Origin of the sequence: Micromonospora sp. WMMD714 (assembly GCF_029581315.1) — a bacterium.
GTDB classification, from domain to species: domain Bacteria; phylum Actinomycetota; class Actinomycetes; order Mycobacteriales; family Micromonosporaceae; genus Micromonospora; species Micromonospora rifamycinica.
Genome location: NZ_CP120744.1, coordinates 3,420,691 through 3,443,017, shown reverse-complemented (window position 1 = coordinate 3,443,017; position 22,327 = coordinate 3,420,691). Strand labels below are relative to the sequence as shown.

Sequence of the window (22,327 nt, the reverse complement as noted above, 5' to 3'; positions counted from 1 at the left end):
CAGCCCGGCCACGGGACGGACCCGGGTCAGGCGGCGCAGACCACGTCGCGGTCGCTGGGACGGACCCGGGCGCTGCGCAGGGTGGCCTTCAGCGGGGAGTCCTGGCGCACCGAGACGGCGACCGCGCCGTCGGTGGCCATCTGGCGTACCCCGCGGCCGGTGGCCTTGCGCACCGGACCGGCGGCTGACCCGGCGGCGACCGGCTCGTCCTGGACCGGCATGAGCACGCCCGGCAGCTGCTCGGCGAGCGCGACGGTGTCGCTCACCTCGCGCAGCAGCTCGGACAGCCGGGCACCGAGTGCGTCACAGATGGCGGCGAGCAGCTCGCTGGAGGGCTCCTTCTGGCCGCGTTCGATCTCGGACAGGTAGCCGAGGCTGACGTTGGCGGCGGTGGAGACCTCGCGCAGGGTGCGGTGCTGACCCTGGCGTCGCGCGCGAAGTGCGTCACCGATCACCCGGCGTAGCAGGACCATCGCACCTCCCCCTGACGGGATCTACTCTCCGGGCGGCTGATCGCCCGCGCCGGACGCGGTGGACCGCGCCGCCGCCGACACCGTACGCCGGAGCCTTCCCGCAACCGTACCCGTTGGTCGGCCCGGCGACATCCCGCCCCGCCTGTCGGATCTGGGCAGGGCCGGTCAGCGCCGCCGGGTGCCGGTCGGCGGGGCGTCGGACGGCGGCCCGGGGCGCGGGGCGGGGCCGACCGCCGGGAAGGACCCGTGAATCCGCTCCGCGAGCAGGCGCAACGCCTCGGTCACCGCGGTCGCCCGGATGCGGTCGCGGCCCCCGTCGAGGTCCAGCCGACGGACCACCGGGCCGCCCGGCCCGGCCACCGCGACATAGACCAGGCCGACCGGTCGGCCGTCCTGCGGCTCGGGACCGGCGACCCCGGTGGTGGCCAGCCCCCAGTCGGCGGCGCAACGCCGCCGGCCCCCCTCGGCGAGGGCGACGGCCACGTCCGGATCGACCGGTCCGCGTTCGGCCAGCAGATCCTCGGGTACGTCGGCCAGCCGCGCCTTCAACTCCGTGGCGTACGTCACGAGCCCACCCCGGTAGACGGCGCTGACCCCGGCGATCTCCACGATCGCGGCGGCCAGCAGGCCACCGGTCAGGGACTCGACGGTGGCCAGGGTCTGCCGCCGCTCGTGCAGGCTGTGCACCACGCCCGCCGCCGGGCTACCCACCGTCGGGCTGCCCACCGTCGGCCCGTGTTCCGTACCGGTCCCCATGCCGTCCTCCTTCCCCCGGGTCACCCCGCTACTCATCTTCCGGGCCGCCGGTCCGGCCGCCCGGGGGGGCGACCAGCCGGCGTCCCCACCCGAGGGACGGCCAGCCGGCGTCCGTGACGGGCGGTCAGCGGGGTGGCCGGCGTCCCCGGCCGGCAGGGTGGTCAGCCGGTGAGCCCGACGTCCCGGGCGAGCAGGGCGGCCTGCACCCGGTCGGCGACGCCGAGCTTGGCGAAGACGGCCGAGAGCTGGTTACGGACCGTCTTCTCACTGAGCCCGAGGTGCCGGGCGATCCGGGCGTTGGTGTCCCCGCCGGCCAGCCGGCGCAGGATGTCCCGCTCCCGGGGGGTGAGCCGGTCGAACGGGGGCGGCAGCTCGACCGGCTGACGACGCAGGCTGGTCAGCACCTGCGGACCGACCCGGGGGCCGAGGACGAGCCCGCCGCCGGCCACCGTGCGCAACGCGTCGACGATCACGTCCGGGTCGGTGTCCTTGAGGACGTAGCCCCGGGCACCGGCCCGCAGCGACCGGCCGACCACGTCCTCGTCGTCGGCCATGGTCACCATCAGCACCCGGATCTCCGGTCGGGCCTGCACGATCCGCCGGGTCGCCTCCACGCCGTCGCCGTCCGGCAGCGCCACGTCCATCGCGACCACCCCCACCGGCTCGGTCGCCGCGATGCCGACCGCCTCGGCGCAGGTGGCGGCCTCCAGGACGCCGTCGACCCAGGCCTCGCCCTCCAACATGGTCCGCAGGCCACGGCGGACCACCGGGTGGTCGTCCACGATCAGCACCCGGACCGCCCCGCCGCGCGTCGCCCCTCCGGTCAATGCCCTCCCCCTCCCGCAGCGTCTTCCTCCACACGACCCCCACCCGCCGCGCCCCCCGCCGGGTTCCGGGAACCCCCGGTGATCAAGAGCTTGGCGTCATCCTCCGGCCGGATCCTGACGCAAACCTCTTGATCACCGGAAGCGGGTGGGCCGGGGGCGGGGCGGCGGGGGTGGGCGGGGGGTCGTCGTCGGACGGGAGGGGGAGCCGGACCCGGACCAGGGTGCCGTGCGGGACGCGGGCGACGAACTCGCAGTCGCCGCCCAGCTCGGTGGCCCGCTCCCGGATCGAGTCCAGGCCCACCCCGCCCGGCCGGCGGGCGACGATGCCGGTGCCGTCGTCGGACACCTCGACGACCAGCGCCCGGCCCCGGCGTACCACCACGTCGCAGCAGGTCGCCCCGGCGTGCCGGGCCGTGTTGGCCAGCGCCTCGCCGACGATCCGGTACGCCGCGACCTCGACGGCGGCCGGCAGCCGGTGCAGGGCGTCCGGCACGCTCAGCCGGACGGCCAGGGCCGGGCCGTCGAAGCGCTGGCACTCGGCCCGCAACGCCGACTCCAGCCCCCGGTCGAGGGCCGCCGGCCGGAGCTGGTCGACCAGCTGGCGTACCTCGCCGGTGCAGGTGAGCAGGTCGGCGGCGAGCCCGTCGAGGATGCGGGTCAGCCGCTCCTGGTCGGCCGGGACGATCTTGCGGGCCGCGCGTACCTGCATGGCCATGCCGGCGAGGGTCGGACCGAGACCGTCGTGCAGGTCCCGGCGCAGCCGGCGGCGCTCCTCCTCCCGGGCCGTCACCAGCCGCTCCCGGGAGTCCCGCAGGTCGCCGATCAGCCGGGCGGTCGCGGCGGCCACCGAGGCGTGCATCGCGACGTCGCGGAGCAGCCGCCGCTCGACCGGGGTGAACCGGGTGCCGGCCGCCCGGTGGGCCACCACCAGACGACCCACCCGTTCCCCGTGGGTGACCATGTCGAAGCGCTCCAGCGAGGTGGTGGCCCGGCCGTACGCGGCGTGCACCCGCCCGGGGTGGCCCGCGTCGACGTGCTCCCCGCCCAGCTCCACCGCCACGTACGGCACCTGGAGCGAGCGGGCGATGGTGCCGGTGAGCAGCGGCAGCACCGCCTGCGGCTGCACCGTCCGCTCCAGCAGGTCACCGAGCCGGGCCAGCACCGCGTACGGCTCGTCGCGGTCGCCGTAGAGCAGCCGGTTCACCCCGCGCTGCACCCGGTGCCGCAGCGGCTCGAAGGTCACCGCGATCAGGCCGGTCGCCACCAGCGACGCGTTCGAGGTGTCCCCGCGCAGCACGAGGTCCCGCAGCAGGGCGACGACCCCGACGAAGGCGGCGATCACCAGCAGGCTCATCACCAGCCAGACCAGGGTCCGGTTGATCACCTGTTCCAGGCCGTAGAGCCGGTAGCGGAGCACCGCCAGGGTCATCGCGCCCGGAATGGCGATCACCATCAGCAGCCACGCGCCGGAGAGGCCGAGCCAGTCCAGCAGCAGGCCGAGCAGGAACAGCGTACCGGCGGCCAGCAGGCAGGCGAGCTGCTGCCGGACCTCGCCGACGGCCCGCCGCCAACGACGGGCCAGCGACCCGAGCACGGCGGCCACCAGCAGCAGCTCCACCGCGACGGTCAGCAGGGCGAGGCGGACCAGCAGCCGCGCGGTCGGGTCGGCGGCCGGGGCGGCGGACAGCAGCAGGCCCCGGGGGTCGCTGGTGGCGGCCACCGCCAACGCCACCGCCACCACCGCCGTGGTGACCACCAGCCCCACGGCGACCGGCCGCCAGCGCCGGCCCGGCAGCCGGCCGTCCGGGAAGACCAGCAGGGCCAGGAAGACCAGGCCGTACGGCGGCCACCAGAGCCACTGGCTCAGCCACGCCAACGGGGTGACCACCGACCAGCTCAGCGCCAGCACCGTCGTGCCCGCGACGAGACCGGCCGCCAGCATCAGCCGGCCGACCGGGTGGCCGGGCAGCCCGGCGAGCACCAGCCCCCCGAGCGCGGTGAACGAGACGGCGATCGCGCCGGTCAACGCCGCCGGCCCGGCCGCCGCCGGGTAGGGATCCCGCCACTGCCCGACCAGGACGAGCACGGCGACGACCAGCCCCACCCCGGCCAGGACCCGGCGGGGGGTGGACAGCGCGGCGATGGTCGACGGCACGGCAGGCCCTCCGGGGTGGTCGTCGGTGGTCGGGGCGGATGTCGGGTCAGTCCGCCCAGCCGGCGGCGTGCATGGCGTTGTGCAGCCAGTTCCCGGAGTCGTGTTCGAGGTGCTCCGGCAGGGCGCCGATGACCTCGGAGAGGTCCGGGTCGTCGAGGCGGGGCAGCTCGGACAGCGCCCGCTCCAGCGAGATCCGGGACCGGATGAGCACGTCCGGATGGTCGTGGACGTACCGCGTCACGTGCGCCACCACCGTGGCCAGCCGCTGCCGGACGAGGTCGGGCACGGCCGGGCCGGTGCCGGCCTGCAACGCCTCCAGCCGCCAGTCGGCGGAGAAGACCGGGTGGAGCCGACGCCCGGTGACGTCGAAGAACTCGACCGCCCCGGCGAGCTTCTCGCCGTGGTCGGCGGCGGCCAGCAGGTCGGCCAGGTCCTGGTAGACGTGGCAGAACGTGTCGTTGGTGGCGATCAACAGGATCCGTCGGTCGTCGCCGGCGTGCAGCGTCATGGTCACTCCTCGGATGCCGGGCGCGGACGACGGGGCCGGTCTCCCGGCACCCGTCCCGCCGCAGCGTAGGTGGTGGATCGTCCACAGTGGCACCGCCGGGTGGGCCGGCGGTCGACGGTGAACGGCCGAACCATCGTCGTCCGTCGGCTGTCCCGCCGGCCCGGGGCGGACGTCCCGGGCCGGCGGGACCGATCGGCGTCAGCCCGCCGGGTGGACGCCCACCGTGGTCGCCCGGGTCATGTCGGTCGTCGCCGTGACCTCCGGCAGCCCCTCGGTGTGCCCGCCGGAGCGGATCCGCGCCGACCAGTGGTCGTACCGCTCGCCGAGCTGCCCGACCCGCACGTACGCCGCGCCGGCCAGGCAGGCGCTCAGCGGGTCACGCGGCTTGTCCGGCATGGTGGCCTGGGCACAGCCGGCACCGTACTGGCCCTGGTCGCGCAGCGGGTCGAAGCCCGACCGGTCCCCGTCGCACGGGTTCCAGTCGAACGTCTGCACGCAGTCGGCGTAGTTGGCCACCGCCTGCGTCATCGCGTTGCGCAGGTGCTGGTGGGCCGACTGGTCGGCGTCGCTGCGCGGCCGGGTGTAGTCGGCGGGCAACCCGTTGCCGCCGAGGAGCAGGCCGGTCAGGCTGTCGTCGAGCTCCAGCGCGGTCCCCCAGCCCAACTCGGTGTACGCCTGCAACAGCCGCAACGCGTCCGCGACGGCCTTGCCCTTCTGCCAGAGCACCCGGGACACCTCCCAGGTGTCGCCGCTCGGCGGGTTCGGCCCGGTGCCGGCCCGCATCACCCGGTAGAAGTACTTCTGCCGGCCGGAGAGCATCGCGGCGGCCTTGGTGCGGGCGGTCGTCGCCTGGGTCGCGTTGACCGGGACCGCCGCCGACTCGAACGCCGGCTTGTACGTCCCCGCCCACCGCTCGGTGAGGTACTTGTTCTCGTCGTGGCAGTAGCCCTGCGGGATCGGGGACCGGACGTCCCACGAGCAGATCGTGCCGACGGGGAACGTCCGGGTGGTGTTCTGCACCTCCTGCCAGTCCCCGCCGGCCCACTTGACCCGCGACCGCAGGGTGATCTGGAGATCGCCGGTGGTGGTCACGAACCGGGGGCCCTCGTGCTCCTCGACGTTGACGAAGTTCGCGTCGTAGCAGGTGGAGAACGCCGGTGCGTGCCCCGGCGGCATGGCGTGGTGGGCCAGGTGGAAGGCGTTGGGCAGGTTGCTCCGGCGTACCGTCGAGGGGGTCGGCCGGGCGACCCGGGTCGGGCCGCACCCGCCGATCGACTCGGTCTCGGGAATCCGGTTCGCCGCCGGGAGCTCCTGGTCGGGGCTGCCCCACATGTCGTGCACCGGCAGGGTGTCGCTGCCGTTCCAGACCACCGCCTTGCGGACGTTCTCCACCTGGGCGTTCCACCCGGCGACCGCGGTGCGGTAGTCGGCCATCAGCGCGGTGAACAGCGGGTTGGTGCGGCCGTCGGCCGTCGGTTGGCTGAACTGACGGACCCGCTCGTTGACGGTCCGTCCGGCCTCGGTCACGGCCTCCCCCCGGCCGGCGGCGACCTGCCCGGCGAACTGCGGGTTTTCCAGCTGCAGGATGTTGTAGACCCGGGCGGCGGTGGTCCAGGCGGCGGCGTTGGCGACCGGACCGGTGGTCCACTCGCCACCGACCCGGTCCCTGGCCCACCGGCCGAGGTAGTTGATCGAACCGGCCGGCAGGTGGGTGTCGAGCACACTGACCGGGTCGGCCAGGCTGGCGCCGGCCGGGGCGGTGAAGGTGCCCTCGTCGGATGCGGTGACGGTGGCGAAGGTGAAGGTCGGCGACTCGGCCTTCGGGAAGTAGGTGCCCAGGTAGTCCGGGATCGGCTGCCCGGTGATCTCCCTGTGGTGCACGTACGTGGTGATCACCTGGTTGAGCGGGCTCTTGGCGATGTTCTCCAGGGCCACGTGGGTGGCGAGCGCCATCGAGTCGACCTTGCGCTCGATGGTCTGCAACTGGGTGGCGATCCGACCGAGGTTGGCGCGTACCTCGTCGAGGCCCTTGGTGAGCGCGTCGAGCTGGGCGACCAGCCCGGCGTACATCTCCTTGAGCGCCGACTCGATCCGGTCGAACCGCTTGTCGATCCCCTTGGCCAGCCGGTCGATCTGCTGGCGCAGCTTGCCGATCTCCGCCTGGATCGCGGCGTTCGGATCACCGCCACCGGCGAAGAGGCCGATCAGGCTCACCGCCGCGCCGAGCAGGTTGCCGGTCAGCACCGCCGTGCCCATCGCCGTCGCGGCCATGGTCAGCCCCTGCCCGAGCACCGTCGTCACGTACGTGTTGATCGCGGTCACCGAGGTCACCACGGCCTTGCCGATGGTCTCCAGCTGCTTGCCGAACTTCTTGTCCACGAAACCGACCAGGGTGGACAGCACCGTGACGGTGGACCCCAGCCCCTCGAAGATCTTGCGGTTGAGCTCGGTCTTCGCCTTCTCCGCGTCGACCACCGCCTGACTCGGCTTCGGGTCCTGGTTGAGCGGGTAGCTGTTGGCGTAGCCGACCACCTCGGTGATCCGGTTGTTGCCGTCGGTGTCGAGCACCTTCAGGGCGGCGTACGCCCGCTCCTGCACCAGCGTCCGGAAGGCGGCCGGGTCACCGCGCAGGTCACGGATCGCCGCCAGCGGCACGTAGTGGCCGAGGGTGCCGGTGTTGCCGTCGGCGCGCGGCTCGTGGATCCGCGCGGCCAGCAACCCGTCGACCGGGGTACGCACCCCGGTGCCGGTCCGCCCGGCGAAGGCGCTGTCCCAGCCGGCGGCCAGCGCGTCGTCGGTGGCGGCCCGTCGGTGCAGCTCCCGCCAGGTGTCCTGGGTCAGGTCCCGGGAGCGGGCGTTCCACGCCGCCTCCTGGTAGCCGCCCCGGACCAGGTTCAACGCGTCCGGCACCACGTTCGCGCCCTCCGCGCCGACCGTGCTGGCCAGGAAGGCCCGCACCGCCGGGCCGGTGGTCACCGCGCCGGTGGAGTCGCCGAGCCGGGCCAACACCGCCATCGCCACCGCGAACCTGGACCGGTCCTCGGCCCGCGCGTCGCCGACCGCCGCGTCGGCGACCGCCCGGGTGGTGGCGACGTGCCCGGCCACCTGCGTCGCGTCGGCGCCCGGCTGACCGGTGCGCCAGTCCAGCAGCTCGGCGGTGAGCAGGGCGTCCTTCAGCCCGGCCGCCCCGGCGTCGCGCAGCTGCACCACCGCCCCGAACAGTGCCCCGTGCACCGCCTGCTCGTCGAAGGGCACCGGGTCGGCGGCACGGGCCGGGGTCTGGTGCATGGTGACCGCCAGCACCGCCGTCAGGCCGGCGGCCCACAGCCGTCGGCCCCGCCACCCGCCGCCCCGGGAGCGTCCCCGGATCTGTCTCGTCGCTGTCCCCACCGCTGTTCCTCCCGCCACCGGGCGCAGACCGCCCGCCGTCGCCGGGCGACGACCCGACCGGGCCGACGCCGCACCGGACCGCAGGGGCCGGTGCGGTGACGACTCTGCGGGGCATGGCGTCCCGGCCGGCAGGGACAGCCGTCCCACCTGCCCCGGGATTCCGGTGCGGTCACCGAGGCGACAGCGGGACGCCTCCCGGTCAGGCGGTGACGACGGGACGCCCGGCCGGGCGGTGACGGTGGGAAGCTCCGGCCGGGCGGTGACGGTGGGAAGCCCCGGTCAGGGGCGGGGGCGGCGCAGGCGCACGGCCTGGGCGACGTAGTCGAAGCCGGTGACCACGGTGACCAGCACGGCGGCGGCCATGATCCAGGGACCGACGGCGGCGAGGGCGGCCGGCATCGGCCACAGGTACCAGGCGATGGCCAGGATCTGCAACGCCGTCTTGAGCTTGCCGCCCCGGCTGGCCGCGATCACCCCGTGCCGGATCACCCAGAACCGCAGCCCGGTGATGCCCAGCTCGCGGGCGAGGATCAGCACCGTCACCCACCAGGGCAGCCGGTCGTAGACGGAGAGCAGCACCAGGGCCGCGCCGGTGAGCGCCTTGTCGGCGATCGGGTCGGCCACCTTGCCGACCGAGGTGACCAGGCCGAACCGGCGGGCGATCCAGCCGTCCACCAGGTCGGTCATCGAGGCGAACGCGAAGATCAGGCAGGCGGCGATCCGCCACCCGGTGTGGGTCATCCCGGAGGCGGTCACCGAGACCGCGAAGACCGGCACCAGCACCAGCCGCAGCAGGGTCAGGCCGTTGGCCGCGTTGAGCACCGGCACCCGGGCCACCGGCGGCGCGGACTCCGCCGCCCCGGTCACCGCCGGACCCCGCTCCGGCCGTCGAGGCCCACCTGGCACCGCCCCACCTGGCTCCCCCGCTCCGTCCGGGCCCACCGTCACCGTTCCGCGCCGGGCGCCGCCGAGATCATCTCATCCGGCACGGCCACCAGGTCGACGCCCTCGGTCGCGGTGACCGTGGCCCGGACCAGGTCGCCGGGGCGCAACGCGGCCAGGTCGACCCCGCCGCCGACCGGGGCGACCAGAGTGGTCGAGCCGTCGACCTCGGGGGCCTGGTGCGCCGCCCGGCCCTCCACCACACCGTCGTCGACCGTGTCGACCAGCACCTCGACCGTGCTGCCGAGCCGCTCCTCGGCCCGCTGCGAGCACAGCTCGTCGGCGAGTGCGGCGAGCCGGTCGTAGCGGCGCTTGACGGTGGCGGCGGAGAGCTTGCCGGGCAGCCCGGCGGCCTCGGTGCCGTCCTCGTCGCTGTAGTCGAACACGCCGATCGCGTCGAGCCGCGCCTCGGTCAGGAAGCGGGTCAGCTCGGCCACGTCCTGCTTGGTCTCGCCGGGGAAGCCGACGATGAAGTTGCTCCGCGCCCCCGCCTCGGGCGCCAGCGCACGGGCGCCGGCCAGCAGCTCCAGGAACCGGTCGGTGGAGCCGAACCGGCGCATCCGGCGCAGCACCGGCTCGCTGGAGTGCTGGAACGACAGGTCGAAGTAGGGGGCCACGCCGGGGGTGGTCGCGATCGCCTCGACCAGACCGGGCCGGGTCTCGGCGGGCTGGAGGTAGCTGGCCCGCACCCGGACGATGCCGTCGATCGCGGCGAGCTGCGGCAGCAACTTCTCCAGCGCCCGCGGGTCGCCCAGGTCCTTGCCGTACGACGTGGAGTTCTCGCTGACCAGCACCAGCTCGCGGACGCCGGTCTTGGCCAGCCACTCCGCCTCGGCGAGCAGCTCGTCGGGGGTACGCGAGACGAACGCGCCCCGGAAGGCGGGGATGGCGCAGAACGCGCACCGCCGGTCGCAGCCGCTGGCCAGCTTCAGCGAGGCCACCGGGCCGGTGTCGAGCCGGTGGCGCAGCACCTGCCGCAGGTGTGCCGGGGTGTGCGCGTCGGTCTCCGGTGCGACCCGGGTGGGGGTGCCGTGGCCGGGCAGGGACACCGCCGACTCCCGCCGGGCGACCGGGGTCAGCGGCAGCAGCTCGCGGCGGTCGCGGGGGGTGTGCGCGCCGATCGCCTCGCCGGCCAGCACCGCGTCGAGCCGGGCGGCGATGTCGGGGTAGTCGTCGAAGCTGAGCACCGCCTGCGCCTCGGGGAGGCTGTCGGCCAGCTCCCGGCCGTACCGTTCGGCCATGCAGCCGGCGGCGACCACCTTCGCCCCGGTGTCGGCGGCGGCGAGCAGCGTCTGGATCGAGTCCTGCTTGGCCTTCTCCACGAACCCGCAGGTGTTGACGACCACCACGTCGGCGCCCTCGCCGTCGGTGGTGACCTGCCAGCCGTCGGCGTGCAGTCGGGCGGCCAGCTCCTCCGAGTCGACCTCGTTGCGGGCGCAGCCCAGGGTCAGCAGGGCGACCCGGCGGCCGTCGGCGGGCGGCTGCTCCGGGGCGCGGCGGGACGGGCCGGCATGGTCGGGCGTGGGGGTGGCAGACACCATCCGAGGGTACCGGGCGCGGGAGCGGGCCTGACCGACGGCAGCGCGCGGTGTCGGCCGGTTCACCCCGCCGCCCGGCCCGTCGTTGATCAAATGACGAAAATGCACACGACACGCCGGGAACACTCGCCGCCACCGCAATCTGATCGTGGCGCATCGGCGGGGACGTTCAGCTGGTGATCGCCGCACCCACCCGGACCAGCCGGTCCAGCAGGGCGACCTCGGTGCCGGCCAGCCCGGTGGAGCAGAACACCGACACCTGGTCCGCGCCGGTCCGGCCGGGGACCGCGCCGGCCAGCACCGCCCCCAGGTCCCGCAGCCTCCCCCGGTACGGCCCGACGGCGGTCAACAGCGGCGGGTCGTACGCCGCCGCCTGGGCCGGCGAGTCGGTGACCAGCAGGTCGGCGGCGTCGAGCAGGTCGGTGCCGAACTCGTGCCGGTGCACCTGCTTGAAGCCGACGGTGTTGACGTGGGTGCCGGGGGCGAGATCGGCGGCGGCCAGCACCGGGGTGACGCTGGTGGTGGCGAGGACCACCACGTCCCGGTCGCGGACCGCCCCGGCGGCCGAGCCGACGGCGCGGGCGGGGATCCCCAGCTCGGCGCGGACCCGGGCGGCGAACGCCTCCCGGCGGGCCGTCGAGCGGCTGTGCACTGTCACCTCGCGCAGCGGCCGGACGGCGGCGGTCGCCCACACCTGCGTCCACGCCTGCCCGCCCGAGCCGATCACCCCCAGGGTGGCGGCGTCCGGGCGGGCCAGCGCGTCGACCGCCACCGCGCCCAGCCCGCCGGTACGCCGGGAGCCCAGCTCCGCGCCGACGGCGATCGCCCGTACCGCCCCCGTCCGGGCGTCGTGCAGCACCACCAGCTGCCCGCCGGCCGGGTGGCCGAGGGTGTCGTAGGAGCGGAAGCCGTACCACTCGTCGGTGAGCTGCCCGGCGGTGAGCACCATCCGGCCGCCCGTCAGGGGTGCGGACGCCCGGGGTGGGGCGACGAGCCGGCCGGCGTGGGCGGCCAGCAGGGCGTCCCGCATCGCCGCGACGGTGGTCGGTGCGTCCAGGGCGGCGGCGACCTGCCGGTCGTCGAAGAGCAGCGTCATGTCGTCATGCTGCAACCTGAAGCTGACTTCAGCTCAAGAGGTGGTGGGAGGGATCACCCCACCCCGGCACCCGGCGGTGCTAGCGTCGGTCGTGGTGGCCCGCGCGGCCACCCCGGACGAGTCGTGGGCGTACCCGGTCAGGCCAAGACGCCCCGTACCGAACCGACTCGTCCCCGGTCGCGGCCCGGGACCGACCCACCGAGGTGATGCCCGATGGCCTGGATCGTGCTGGTGCTCTCCGGACTCCTGGAAACCGCCTGGGCGGTCTCCCTCGACCGCAGCGCCGGGTTCACCCGGCCGCTGCCCTCGGCCGTCTTCGCGGTCACCCTGGTCGCCAGCATGGTCGGCCTGGCGTACGCGCTGCGCGACATCCCCGTCGGCACCGGCTACGCGGTCTGGGTCGGCATCGGGGCGGTCGGCACCGCCGTGGTCGGCATGGTGGCGCTGGGCGAGTCGACGAGCCTGCCCCGGCTGCTCAGCCTGCTGCTGGTGGTGGCCGGCGTGGTCGGCCTCAAGCTCTTCCACTGAGCCGACCCACGGAAGCGGCCGGGCCGACCCACGGAAGCGGCCGGGCCGGCTGCCGGTGAACGGCCGGTCCCGGCCGCCGGGCCCGCTCCCAGGGAGCGCTCGACGGGTCAGGGCCGGCCCGCCTGCCGCAGCAACCGGAGCTGGCCGATCTCGGCGACGTTCTTCATCAGCTCGGCGTTCACCCAGGCGACCATGTGGGCGACGGTGTACGCCGGGTCGTCCCGCCAGGGGAACGATGCGGTCGCGTCGAGGTCGATGTCGCTGAGCTGGTCGAGCACCGCCAACCAGGTGGTACGCAGGTCACCCAGCCACGCCACCGTCCCATCCCGGTCGCCGGGCCAGCCGATCTCGGTACGCTCCCGCGGCCGACGCCCCCGGGCATGGTCGCCAGCGACCGTCCACCACCAGCCGATGTGCCAGGTGATCCAGCCGATCGTCGGGACGGGAACCGGGTCAGGCTCGACGTCGGCCCAGTCCGGCACCCACCCGCCGTCGGCATCCCGGCGCATCGTCCAGCAGAGCGGCCCGGGCTCCCAGAGCAGGTCCGCCGGCTCCAGGCGTTCCAGGTGGTATTCGAACAGCGCCCAGGTCAGCTCGAACTGCGCACGCAACAGGTCACCACGGGATGCCGGCATCGGATGACCCTGCCACACCGGCAGGCCCCGGATCGATCGGAATTCCCGGGCCGACGCCGACGGGCACGGGGTGGGAGGTCGCCGCCCGGTGCGTAGTTTTCGTCCGGTGTGGGTAGTGAGCGATCAACACCGCACTCAATGCTCCCGACCACGGAGGACGTCATGGCCGACACCCACGCTCCCGCCCGCCCGCGTACCAACGCCGCCCGCATCTGCACCATCCTGGCGTTCGTCTTCGCCGTCGTCGCGCTGCTGATCGCGCCGGTCATCTTCGGCATCATCGGCCTGGCGCTCGGCATCGTCGGCGCGGTCCTCGGCGACAAGCCGCTCGGCTGGTACGCGGCCGCCGCGAACGTGGCCGCCATCATCCTCAGCCTGGTGCTCGTCAGCGCCATGATGAACAGCTGACCCGCCGCCTCCTCACGCAGGGCCTGCCGGCACCCCGGCAGGCCCTGCGTTCAGCAGGGGTCGAGGTAGTCCGGATTAGGTCGACTGTTATCCTCCAACTCTGGCGGAAAGTGATGGCTGGCGTAGTACGTGCGCCAGGTGTTACTGCGAATAAACTCTTTGATCGACGCGGTGAGTAGCTTGCACATCGCCGTGTCGCCATGCTTGAAGCCGATGCCGTACTCCTCGGACTTGCCGAAGAAGAGGTCCGGCACGACCTCCACCGCCCCCGCCTCGGCATTGACGAATCCGTGCAGGATCAACAGGTCCGTGGAGACGGCGTCCACCTGGCCTGCCTTCAGTAGGTCGACGCACTGCTGGAAACCGTCGAGCAGCGTGAGCCTGGTGACCCCCTGTTGACCAAGTTGCTCCTCGGAGGTGGTGCCGGCCACCGTGCAGACCGACCTGGGCTGTAGATCGTCGGTGGACCGGATACGTTTGTCTCCGGCCCGCACCAACACGCCCTGCTGGGTCTTGAGATAGGGGCCCGCCATCCCCACCACCTCGCGACGCTTGTCGGTGATCGAGTAGGTGGAGATGACGATCGTCTCGCCGTCGACGTCTTCCTGGATGACCTTCTCACGATCTTTGGAGGCCACCACGAAGGGCTTCGCGTTCCAATTGTTCTGACCCGTCAACCATTGCACCAGCTCGGCATCGAAACCGTCGTACTTTCCCACTCCGGTCATCACACTGAAGCCGGGCTGGTCCCCATCCACGCCGACGGACTTGACGAGCGGACCGCCCGGCCGCACCGCCGGCGTCGGGGTTGCCGTCGGCTCCACCACCGGCGCAGCAGGGCAACCGGCGAGCAGCATCACGAACGCCGGACCCACCCACGACCACTTGCGCCACCCCACCATCAGCGACTCCCTGGGCTAGTTGAAGAGGACTGCCTGCCGCACGTCCAACCGGTAGGAGCACTCGGAATCTTCGCGTCGAACACCGACCTTGACCTCCGCTCGCCTGGTGGCACCGGCCAAGGGCAACTTCGCCTCCTTGCCCGAGCGCACCTCGACCGTTGCCGCCGCCACCCCGTCGACGGTCGGCTGCAGAGTCAGAATTGCCGGCCCTGCGCAGTTGCCGGTCTTGTCGACATTCTCCAGAGCGAGCGTCAACGCCAGCCATCGTCGTCGAGGGGGGCCACCGGGTACCGGCAGCGTCAACTCGGTGCCGGGGCCGAAGGCGGCAGCGGGCACGGCCTCGGCCATGTCGACAGTGACGTTGAGATTGTTGCGCCCACTGACACGCCACACCACCACGGTGCACACACAGGCCAGGACCGCCGCCACGAGAGCCACCCACAACCGCCGCCACCGTAGGCGGACGGGAGGGCGGGCCGCCCGGGGTCGCCATCTCTTTTCGTAAACGGTGACCAGAAGGGACACCATGGCCGCCGTAAGGCTCAGCACCTGGGCGATATCGTTACCTTTTGTTCCCAGGGCGAGAAGATAGACGGTGCCCGCTCCGAGTCCTACCACGAGGAGCAGAATTCCCCCCAGGGACGACCAGGTGCCTTGAGCATCTGCGCCGCGGGAATCCGCACTGCGAGCAGATACTTCGTTCGGCACGGATCCCCCTGGCCCCGGTGATATCGGATGCCCACTCTAAGGCACCGACACCCCACGAACCCCATACCTCGATTGTCGTTCTTCCGATAAACGATGGTTAATGGGGGCTCAGTCCACGTCGCCGCGCAGGCCGTCCAGGACCTCTTCCAACTCGTCCGGCTTGACCAGCACGTCGCGGGCCTTGGAGCCCTCGGACGGGCCGACCACCCCCCGGGTCTCCATCAGGTCCATCAGCCGGCCCGCCTTGGCGAAGCCGACCCGCAGTTTGCGCTGGAGCATCGAGGTCGAGCCGAACTGCGAGGTGACCACCAGCTCCACCGCCTGCACCAGCAGGTCGAGGTCGTCGCCGATGTCCTCGTCGATCTTCTTCTTGCTGTCCTGTGCCGGGGCCAGCACGTCGTTGCGGAACTCCGGCTCCCGCTGGTCCTTGCAGAACTTCACCACGTCGGCGATCTCGCGCTCGGTCACCCAGGCGCCCTGGATCCGGACCGGCTTCGACGCGCCCATCGGCAGGAACAGCCCGTCGCCCCGGCCGAGCAGCTTCTCCGCGCCCGGCTGGTCGAGGATGACCCGGGAGTCGGCCAGCGACGAGGTAGCGAACGCCAGCCGGGACGGCACGTTCGCCTTGATCAGGCCGGTCACCACGTCGACGCTCGGCCGCTGGGTGGCCAGCACCAGGTGGATGCCGGCGGCGCGGGCCAGCTGGGTGATCCGGACGACCGAGTCCTCCACGTCGCGCGGGGCGACCATCATCAGGTCGGCCAGCTCGTCCACGATCACCAGCAGGTACGGGTACGGCCGCATCTCCCGCTCGCTGCCCGGCGGGGCCTTGATCTCGCCGTTGCGCACCTTGCGGTTGAAGTCGTCGATGTGCCGGACCCCGTTGGCGGCGAGGTCGTCGTACCGCATGTCCATCTCGCGGACGACCCACTCCAGCGAGTCGGCCGCCTTCTTGGCGTTGGTCACGATCGGGGTGACCAGGTGCGGGATGCCCTCGTACCCGGTCATCTCGACCCGCTTGGGGTCGATCAGCAGCAGCCGCACCTCGTCCGGCGTGGCCCGGGTCAGGATCGACACCAGCAGGGTGTTGAGGCAGCTCGACTTGCCGGCGCCGGTGGCCCCGGCGATCAGGATGTGCGGCATCTTGGCGAGGTTGGCCACCACGAAGCCACCCTCGATGTCCTTGCCGAGGGCCACCACCATCGGGTGGTGGTCGCTGGTGGCGGCCCGGGAGCGCAGCACGTCACCGAGGGCGACGTTCTCCGGGTCGGTGTTGGGGATCTCCACGCCGACCGCGCTCTTGCCCGGGATGGGGCTGAGGATCCGCACGTCCGGCGACTTCACCGCGTACGCGATGTTGCGGGAGAGCTGGGTGATCCGCTCGACCTTGACCCCGTGGCCCAGCTCGACCTCGTACCGGGTGACGGTCGGGCCCCGGGTGAAGCCGGTGACCTCCGCGTCCACCCCGAACTGGTCGAAGACGCCGGTCAGCGCGGCGATCACCTCGTCGTTGGCCTTGCTGCGGGTCTTCGGGGCCGCGCCGCCGGTGAGCATGTTGGCCGGCGGCAGCACGTAGTCGCCGGCGAGCCCGGTCAGCGCGAGCTGCTCGGCCCGGGTGGGCGGGGCCGAGTGCTCGGGCGGCTCCACCGGTTTGCGGCTGGCCGGCACCCGGCTGGCCGGCCGGCGGGGCAGCACGATCGTCTCCTGGAGATCCACCTCCGGGCCGACGTCGTCGAAGTCGTCCGGGTCGACCGGCGGCGGCGCGGCCTTGCGGGGCCGGCGACGGGCCGGCTTGGCGACGGTCTCCGCCGGCTCCGCGACCTCCTCCGCCGGGGCCTCGGGCGGGGCGACCAGCGTGCCGGCGAGCAGGCCGAGCCGTTCCGGGATCCGGTTGATCGGGGTGGCGGTGACCACCAGCAGCCCGAAGACGAGCAGCAGGATCAGCAGGGGCATGGCCACCCAGGCCGTCATCGCCCGCTCCAGCAGGTCGCCGACCCCCGCGCCGATCAGGCCACCGGCGTAGTCACGCTGCACCGGGTCGACCGGATTCTGTCCGATGTGCAGCATCGCCGCCGTGGCGACCAGCATGGAGCCCCAGCCGACCAGGCCCCGCCCCCGGTGCTCCGGGTCCGACGGGGTACGCATCAGCCGCCAGGCGCCGATCATCAGCAGCACCGGCACCACGACCGCGATCGCCCCCAGGAAGAGCCGCACGGTGTCGGCGAGGCGCGCGCCGAGCGGGCCCGCGCCGGAGAACCAGATGCCCACAGCGCTGAGGATGGCCAGGCCGAACAGCAGCAGCCCGGCGCCGTCGCGGCGGTGCTCCGGGTCCAGGTCCCGGGCGGAGGCGGCCTGCCGGCCGGCGGCCCGGAAGCCCCAGCCGACACCGTGCGCCAACCCCATCCACAGTGCCCCGACGGCCCGCCCGACGTACGCCGCCGGAGCGGGCCGGGCCACCGGCCGCCGCCGGGGGGTCGCCCGGGTCGTCTTCTTCGCCGGCTGACGGGCACGACTGTTCGTGGTGCCACGCGGCGACGCGCCGCGCCGCCGACTCGCCTGAGGGGTACGGCCCGCCATAGAGTCACCGTAACGGCGTTACCCGGCAGATCGCCGCTTTTCCGGGTCGTGTCCGCGCGTCGCAACACGGACCACGCCCGCAGACGTGTTATTCGCCATAGAAGGGATGCCCGATGGCGTCGCCTGCCTTCGCGGACCGTCCGGACCCCCTGGCGGGTGACCCGCAGGCCCTGCGTCCGCTGACCGCCGAGCTGGTCGCCGCCGTGCTGCGCAACCGGGGGTACGTCGTCGTCACCGACGAGGACGGCGACCTCCTCGGCCGCTGGGACGACAGCCTGGTCTGGTTCCTGCGCCAGGGCGCCCTCGGCGAACTGCTCCAGGTCCGCACCCTGGCGGCGCCGACCTTCGGCATCGAGCACGTGCCGGCGCTCTACGCCTTCTGCAACGCGTGGAACCGCGACCGGCTCTGGCCCAAGGCGTTCGTGCACGTCGACGACGACGGACGCGCCCAGGTCTGCGGTGAGGTGATCACCGACCTGGAACGCGGGGTCACCCCGCACCAGCTCGACCAGCTGCTCGACCGGGGCATCACCACCGGCTGCCAGCTCGCCGCCGCCGTCGGCCTGTTGCCCGGCGGGACACCCGGATGACCGCCGAGTTCCACCCCCCGACGGACCGGCCGGCCGTCCACCGCGACCCCGGCCTGGCGTCCGCGCTCACCGACGCCGCGGAGCTGCCCGACGGGGAGACCCGACTGGCCGAACTCGACCGGATCGCCGCCCGCGCCGACGCGCTCGGCGACCCGCACTCCGGCCTGGACGCCCGTTTCGCGCTGGTCGAGGCGTACCTGCGGGGTGGAGGCCGGTGGCGGATCGTCGAGCCGGTACGCCGGCTGCTGGCCACCGTCGACCGGTCCCCCGGCCTGCTCGACGCCCGCCCCGGCGACGCGGAGCTGCTGCGACGGCACCTGCGGCAGGCGGTGGAGGCCGCCATCGGCACCCCCCGCATCGGGCTGACCCAGGCCCACGCGCTGCTCGACGCGCTGGCCCGACGGGTCGGCGAGGACGCCGCCGTGGTCGCCCAGCTCCGCTGCCGGCTCGCCGACCACCGGGGTGACGAGCCGACCGCCCGCCGGTGGTACGACCGGTGGACGGCCACCGACCCGGACCCGGCCGCCGGCTGCCCCGGCTGTCTGCCGGTCCGTCGGGCGGAGCTGCTGGCCGGCTGGGGGGACGACCGGGCGGCGCTGGACGCGCTGCGGCCGGTGCTCGACGCCGTGGTCGAGTGCTCCGACCAGCCGGAGGGCGCCCTCGCGGTGGGTCTGCTGCCCTGGCTGCGCACCGGGGCGACCGCGCGGGCCGCGTCGGCGCACCTGCGGGCGTACCGGCGGCACCGGGGGGAACGGCGGGCGATGCCGTACCTGGCCGCGCAGCTGCGGTTCTGTGCGCTGGCCGGGCACCCGGAACGGGGCCTGGACATCCTCGCCGAGCAGTTGCCCAGGCTGGACCACCCGTACGACGACCTGTCGGCGCTGGAGTTCGCCGCCGCCGGGGCGCTGGTCTGCGCGCTCGCCGTCGAGTCCGGACGCGACGGTCGACGGGTGCACCGCCCCGGCCACGCCGACCGGCCGGCCGCCGACCTGGACGTGGCGACCCTCGGCACCGACCTGCTGGCCGTGGCGACCCGGCTGGCGGGCAGCTTCGACGCCCGCAACGGCACCGGTCACCACGCCGGCCGGATCGCCGCCTGGCTGGCCGAGCGGCCGACCGGTGACCCGGTGCCGGTGCCGGCGGGGGAGAGTGTCGCCGAGCCGGACGACGAACCGGCCCCGCCCGCGGCCGACGAACCGGCCCCGCTGAGCCTGGCGCAGCTCACCGCCGTGCTGGACGCCCGGGGTGACGTGTACGCGGTGGACGCCGGTGGCGTGGTGGTCGGCCGCTGGGACGATGCGGTGATCCAGTTCTCCCAGTTGGGCCGGCAGGGGGAGGTCCTGCACGCCCGGGTGGTGGCGGCCCGGCGGCTGGCGGCGGGACGGCTCGCCGAGGCGTACGAGTTCTGCAACGCCTGGAACCACGACCGGCTGCTGCCCAAGGCGTACGTGCACGAACTGCCCGGCGGTGAGCTGGTACTGGCCGGCGACGTCAGCACCGACCTGGCGTACGGGGTGGCCCCGGCGCAGCTCGGCATCCTGGTCGACGCGGCGGTGAGCACCGGCGTCGCGTACGCCAGGGCCGTCGCCGCCCTGCCCTGACCCGACCGCCCTGGCCCGACCGCCCTGACCCGACCGCCCTGACCCGACCGCCCTGACCCGACCGCCCTGACCCGACCGTGCCGCCCTGACCCGGGCGGCGGGGCCGGACGCGGAGCGGCCCCCGACCCCCGGGCGGTGGGGGTCGGGGGCCGCGGTACCGGTGGCCCCGGCGCGGCCGGTCGACGGCGGCCGGGGCGCGGGGTGCGCGCTCAGCGCACCGATCCGGGGGCGGTCCGCGCCCGCAGCCGGGTGTTCGCCTGCGCGTCCTGCCGGCCGTCGGCGGTCACCAGGGTCAGGTTGTTGCGCTGGAGGATCTCGTTGACCGGCTGGAAGAAGGTGACCCCGCCGACGGTGCAGTCACCGGAGCCGCCGGAGGTGACGCCCTGCGCCTGGTCGCCGGAGATCCACGAGCCGCCGGAGTCCCCCGGCTCGGCGCAGACGTCGGTGCGGGTCAGCCCGGTGACGGTCCCCTCCGGATAGTTCACGGTGGCGTTGCGGGCCTGGACGACACCGCAGCGGGCACCCGTGGTCGAACCGGAGCGGCAGATCGACGCGCCGGCCGGCACCTCGGTGGAGCCGTTGACCGGCACCACGCCGCCGTTGAAGTCGCTCACCACCCCCTGCGGGGTCCACTGGCCGTTGGTGCGGACGAACGCCCAGTCGTCGCCGGGGAACGACGACGCCGCGAAGACGCCCTGCCGGGCCTGGTTGAAACCGGTGGTCCGGTCGCCGACCCGGCCGCAGTGCCCGGCGGTGACGAACCCGCCCACCACCGAGAAGCCGATCGAGCAGCGACCCACGTCGTTGATGAAGAACGGCTCGCCGCCGACCAGGTCGAACAGGGGGCGCGGCTGCTCCCGGGAGGTGGTGATCCGCACCGCGTCGGCCGGTGCCCCGCTGCCCGCCGCCCACCGGCGGGCCCGCGCCTCGGCACCCGGCTGGGCGAGCACCACCACCGTGTTGGTGGCGACGTCGACGTACCAGCCGGTGATGGCGGGCGACGCCTGCCGGCCCACCGCGTCGAGCCGGCTCTTGGCCGCGTCCAGCTCGCCGACCGGGCGGTCGACCTGCTTGGGCACCGCACCGGCGGCCCGCACCCGGTCGGCCTGGGCGGGGTCGGCGACCGCCACGTTGAGGGTCGACCCGTCGCCGCTGATCCAGGCCCCGCCGTAGGTGTCGCCGAGGGTGGCCCGCAGCCGGGCCAGCCGCCTGGCGGCCTGCTGCTCGGCGGTCAGCCGCCGGACCGCCTGGTCCCGGCTGATCCGCAGGTCGCGGCTGAGGGCGTCCACCACCTCGGGGGCCACCCCGCCGGTGGCCCGCGCGTCGGCTCCACCGGCCTCCGGCGCGCCCTGGTCACCGGCGAACGACGGCAGGGTCACCGCCGCCGTCAGGCCCGCTGCCGCCAGCACGACGCCGATCGCTGTCATCCGTCTGCGGTCCATCCGTCATGCTCCTCCCGGCCGACGCGGGGTACGCCCGCCGGTCGGAGGTACGGAAACGGACACCGCCCGGTTGAGGAGATCCACAGATATCGACGGAACGTGTCCACGCCGTCACGCAGCCGGCCGCCCTGGCTACCCCTGACAGGGTGTGGTTGGCCGGGTGGCCGGTGCCGATACTGGGAGTCATGCAGGCATCAGGACAGCTCGGCGAGTTCCTCCGCTCACGCCGCTCCCGGCTCAGCCCGGAGGAGGCCGGGGTGGCCACCTACGGCGGGCGGCGGCGGGTTCCCGGGCTGCGTCGGGAGGAGCTGGCCCTGCTGGCCGGGGTGAGCGCCTCGTACTACGCCCGGCTGGAGCAGGGCCAGGCCACCAACGCCTCACCCGAGGTGCTGGACGCGCTCAGCCGGGCGCTACGCCTCGACGCCACGGAACGCCGCCACCTGACCGGACTGGCCGCCGGGCACCGACGCCCGGCCGTCCGCCGGTCGCCGCCGGAGCGGGTCGACCCGGCCGTACGCCAGCTCGTCGGCGCGCTCGGGGACGTGCCCGTGCTGGTGCTCGGCCGTCGGCTCGACGTGCTGGCCTGGAACACCGCCGGGCACGCCCTCTTCGCCGGCCACCTGGACCCGGCGGCGGTGGACCGGCCGGACCGGCGGCCCAACATGGCACGGCTGGTCTTCCTCGACGCGCACACCCGCGAGCTGTACGTCGACTGGCCGGCCAAGGCACGGGCGGTGGTGGCCACCCTGCGGATGGCCTCCGGGCAGCACCCGGCGGACCCGTTGCTCGCCGCGCTGGTCGGCGAGCTGGCGGTCCGCAGCCCCGAGTTCGCCGCCGGGTGGGCCGACCACCGGGTCAAGGCCGGCGGGGCCGCCGGCTACGTGATGCGGCACCCGGTGGTCGGCGAGCTGACCGTCACCCAGCAGACCCTGCGGACCACCGACGACCAGGCGGTCGTCGTCGCCACCACCGCACCGGGTTCCCCGTCGCAGGCGGCGATGACGCTGCTCGTGCACGCCGCGGTCACCGGCCGCGCCGCCACCCGGCAGCCGCTCCCGGCCCACGGCTGACCGGTCCTGCCCACCCCTGGCCGACCCACCGGCGGCTGACCCACCCACCGCCCATCGGCGGCCACTATCCACCGGCGGCACCCGCCGCTGCCCTACCGGCGGCAGCGCTGCACTGCTGCCCTACCGGCGGCAGCGCTGTGCTGCTGCCCCCGCCGGCCCCGGCGGGGGCAGGCCACCGGAC

Annotated in this window: 19 protein-coding genes and 1 riboswitch; of the genes, 5 read left to right on the top strand and 14 right to left on the bottom strand. The window is 74.1% G+C overall.

The features are described 5' to 3' along the window. Window positions 1-26 precede the first annotated feature (26 nt). The 9 genes from O7625_RS15330 to O7625_RS15290 form a co-directional block, all read right to left on the bottom strand. On the bottom strand, window positions 27-473 hold the full coding sequence (locus O7625_RS15330) for a helix-turn-helix transcriptional regulator (protein WP_067302700.1): 447 nt from the start codon (window positions 471-473) through the stop codon (window positions 27-29). A 165-nt stretch (window positions 474-638) separates the two neighbouring features. Continuing rightward, on the bottom strand, window positions 639-1,229 hold the full coding sequence (locus tag O7625_RS15325) for a CinA family protein (RefSeq protein ID WP_282346665.1): 591 nt from the start codon (window positions 1,227-1,229) through the stop codon (window positions 639-641). 161 nt (window positions 1,230-1,390) lie between these two features. Next, window positions 1,391-2,011 (bottom strand): response regulator transcription factor, encoded by a 621-nt coding sequence (locus O7625_RS15320; RefSeq protein WP_282346664.1) that lies wholly within the window; start codon window positions 2,009-2,011, stop codon window positions 1,391-1,393. Window positions 2,012-2,138: 127 nt separating this feature from the next. Beyond that, window positions 2,139-4,211, bottom strand: a complete 2,073-nt coding sequence (locus O7625_RS15315) for a histidine kinase (RefSeq protein ID WP_282346663.1) — start codon at window positions 4,209-4,211, stop codon at window positions 2,139-2,141. Window positions 4,212-4,257: 46 nt separating this feature from the next. After that, a complete protein-coding gene (locus O7625_RS15310) occupies window positions 4,258-4,719 on the bottom strand; it encodes a hypothetical protein (RefSeq protein WP_282346662.1) in 462 nt (153 codons plus the stop codon). A 198-nt stretch (window positions 4,720-4,917) separates the two neighbouring features. Continuing rightward, entirely contained in the window at window positions 4,918-8,109 is a 3,192-nt protein-coding gene (locus O7625_RS15305) for a hypothetical protein (RefSeq protein ID WP_282346661.1), read from the bottom strand. 279 nt (window positions 8,110-8,388) lie between these two features. Next, complete coding sequence (pgsA, locus tag O7625_RS15300; RefSeq protein WP_282346660.1) at window positions 8,389-8,976, bottom strand: CDP-diacylglycerol--glycerol-3-phosphate 3-phosphatidyltransferase; 588 nt, start codon at window positions 8,974-8,976, stop codon at window positions 8,389-8,391. Window positions 8,977-9,053: 77 nt separating this feature from the next. Continuing rightward, window positions 9,054-10,589 (bottom strand): 30S ribosomal protein S12 methylthiotransferase RimO, encoded by a 1,536-nt coding sequence (rimO, locus tag O7625_RS15295; RefSeq protein ID WP_282346659.1) that lies wholly within the window; start codon window positions 10,587-10,589, stop codon window positions 9,054-9,056. Between the two features lie 169 nt (window positions 10,590-10,758). Next, window positions 10,759-11,685 (bottom strand): ornithine cyclodeaminase family protein, encoded by a 927-nt coding sequence (locus O7625_RS15290; protein ID WP_282346658.1) that lies wholly within the window; start codon window positions 11,683-11,685, stop codon window positions 10,759-10,761. Window positions 11,686-11,776: 91 nt separating this feature from the next. After that, a riboswitch (guanidine-III (ykkC-III) riboswitch) is annotated at window positions 11,777-11,842 on the top strand. 56 nt (window positions 11,843-11,898) lie between these two features. Between O7625_RS15290 and O7625_RS15285 the strand changes: the two genes are divergently transcribed. Continuing rightward, complete coding sequence (locus O7625_RS15285; RefSeq protein WP_282346657.1) at window positions 11,899-12,213, top strand: SMR family transporter; 315 nt, start codon at window positions 11,899-11,901, stop codon at window positions 12,211-12,213. A gap of 107 nt (window positions 12,214-12,320) precedes the next feature. Here O7625_RS15285 and O7625_RS15280 read toward each other — a convergent pair whose 3' ends face one another. Continuing rightward, window positions 12,321-12,848, bottom strand: coding sequence for a DinB family protein (locus tag O7625_RS15280; RefSeq protein WP_282346656.1), 528 nt, complete (start codon window positions 12,846-12,848; stop codon window positions 12,321-12,323). Between the two features lie 162 nt (window positions 12,849-13,010). Between O7625_RS15280 and O7625_RS15275 the strand changes: the two genes are divergently transcribed. Next, a complete protein-coding gene (locus O7625_RS15275) occupies window positions 13,011-13,256 on the top strand; it encodes a hypothetical protein (RefSeq protein ID WP_067302756.1) in 246 nt (81 codons plus the stop codon). A gap of 50 nt (window positions 13,257-13,306) precedes the next feature. Here O7625_RS15275 and O7625_RS15270 read toward each other — a convergent pair whose 3' ends face one another. The 3 genes from O7625_RS15270 to O7625_RS15260 form a co-directional block, all read right to left on the bottom strand. After that, window positions 13,307-14,158: a transporter substrate-binding domain-containing protein gene (locus O7625_RS15270; protein WP_282346655.1), complete on the bottom strand. Its 852-nt coding sequence runs from the start codon at window positions 14,156-14,158 to the stop codon at window positions 13,307-13,309. Window positions 14,159-14,173: 15 nt separating this feature from the next. Next, window positions 14,174-14,587, bottom strand: a complete 414-nt coding sequence (locus O7625_RS15265) for a hypothetical protein (protein WP_282346654.1) — start codon at window positions 14,585-14,587, stop codon at window positions 14,174-14,176. Between the two features lie 387 nt (window positions 14,588-14,974). Beyond that, window positions 14,975-17,443 (bottom strand): DNA translocase FtsK, encoded by a 2,469-nt coding sequence (locus O7625_RS15260; protein WP_282346653.1) that lies wholly within the window; start codon window positions 17,441-17,443, stop codon window positions 14,975-14,977. 113 nt (window positions 17,444-17,556) lie between these two features. Between O7625_RS15260 and O7625_RS15255 the strand changes: the two genes are divergently transcribed. Both O7625_RS15255 and O7625_RS15250 read left to right on the top strand, forming a co-directional pair. After that, the gene (locus tag O7625_RS15255; RefSeq protein ID WP_282346651.1) at window positions 17,557-18,033 is read left to right on the top strand and encodes a YbjN domain-containing protein; all 477 of its coding nucleotides are present in this window, start codon (window positions 17,557-17,559) and stop codon (window positions 18,031-18,033) included. Further along, entirely contained in the window at window positions 18,030-19,634 is a 1,605-nt protein-coding gene (locus tag O7625_RS15250; protein WP_282346650.1) for a YbjN domain-containing protein, read from the top strand. Before O7625_RS15255 ends, O7625_RS15250 begins: the two co-directional genes overlap by 4 nt. 209 nt (window positions 19,635-19,843) lie before the next feature. Here O7625_RS15250 and O7625_RS15245 read toward each other — a convergent pair whose 3' ends face one another. Further along, a complete protein-coding gene (locus tag O7625_RS15245; RefSeq protein ID WP_282346649.1) occupies window positions 19,844-21,076 on the bottom strand; it encodes a S1 family peptidase in 1,233 nt (410 codons plus the stop codon). Between the two features lie 185 nt (window positions 21,077-21,261). On the opposite strand from O7625_RS15245, the gene O7625_RS15240 reads away from it, so the two are divergent. Further along, complete coding sequence (locus O7625_RS15240) at window positions 21,262-22,146, top strand: helix-turn-helix transcriptional regulator (protein WP_067302666.1); 885 nt, start codon at window positions 21,262-21,264, stop codon at window positions 22,144-22,146. The last annotated feature ends 181 nt before the right edge of the window (window positions 22,147-22,327 follow it).

What these genes read in the sequence shown, in the direction of transcription:
- O7625_RS15330 (WP_067302700.1), bottom strand. Translation starts at nt 473, where the DNA reads ATGGTCCTGCTACGCCGGGTGATCGGTGACGCACTTCGCGCGCGACGC.
- O7625_RS15325 (WP_282346665.1), bottom strand. Translation starts at nt 1,229, where the DNA reads ATGGGGACCGGTACGGAACACGGGCCGACGGTGGGCAGCCCGACGGTG.
- O7625_RS15310 (WP_282346662.1), bottom strand. Translation starts at nt 4,719, where the DNA reads ATGACGCTGCACGCCGGCGACGACCGACGGATCCTGTTGATCGCCACC.
- O7625_RS15290 (WP_282346658.1), bottom strand. Translation starts at nt 11,685, where the DNA reads ATGACGCTGCTCTTCGACGACCGGCAGGTCGCCGCCGCCCTGGACGCA.
- O7625_RS15285 (WP_282346657.1), top strand. Translation starts at nt 11,899, where the DNA reads ATGGCCTGGATCGTGCTGGTGCTCTCCGGACTCCTGGAAACCGCCTGG.
- O7625_RS15280 (WP_282346656.1), bottom strand. Translation starts at nt 12,848, where the DNA reads ATGCCGGCATCCCGTGGTGACCTGTTGCGTGCGCAGTTCGAGCTGACC.
- O7625_RS15275 (WP_067302756.1), top strand. Translation starts at nt 13,011, where the DNA reads ATGGCCGACACCCACGCTCCCGCCCGCCCGCGTACCAACGCCGCCCGC.
- O7625_RS15270 (WP_282346655.1), bottom strand. Translation starts at nt 14,158, where the DNA reads ATGGTGGGGTGGCGCAAGTGGTCGTGGGTGGGTCCGGCGTTCGTGATG.
- O7625_RS15260 (WP_282346653.1), bottom strand. Translation starts at nt 17,443, where the DNA reads ATGGCGGGCCGTACCCCTCAGGCGAGTCGGCGGCGCGGCGCGTCGCCG.
- O7625_RS15255 (WP_282346651.1), top strand. Translation starts at nt 17,557, where the DNA reads ATGGCGTCGCCTGCCTTCGCGGACCGTCCGGACCCCCTGGCGGGTGAC.
- O7625_RS15250 (WP_282346650.1), top strand. Translation starts at nt 18,030, where the DNA reads ATGACCGCCGAGTTCCACCCCCCGACGGACCGGCCGGCCGTCCACCGC.
- O7625_RS15245 (WP_282346649.1), bottom strand. Translation starts at nt 21,076, where the DNA reads ATGGACCGCAGACGGATGACAGCGATCGGCGTCGTGCTGGCGGCAGCG.
- O7625_RS15240 (WP_067302666.1), top strand. Translation starts at nt 21,262, where the DNA reads ATGCAGGCATCAGGACAGCTCGGCGAGTTCCTCCGCTCACGCCGCTCC.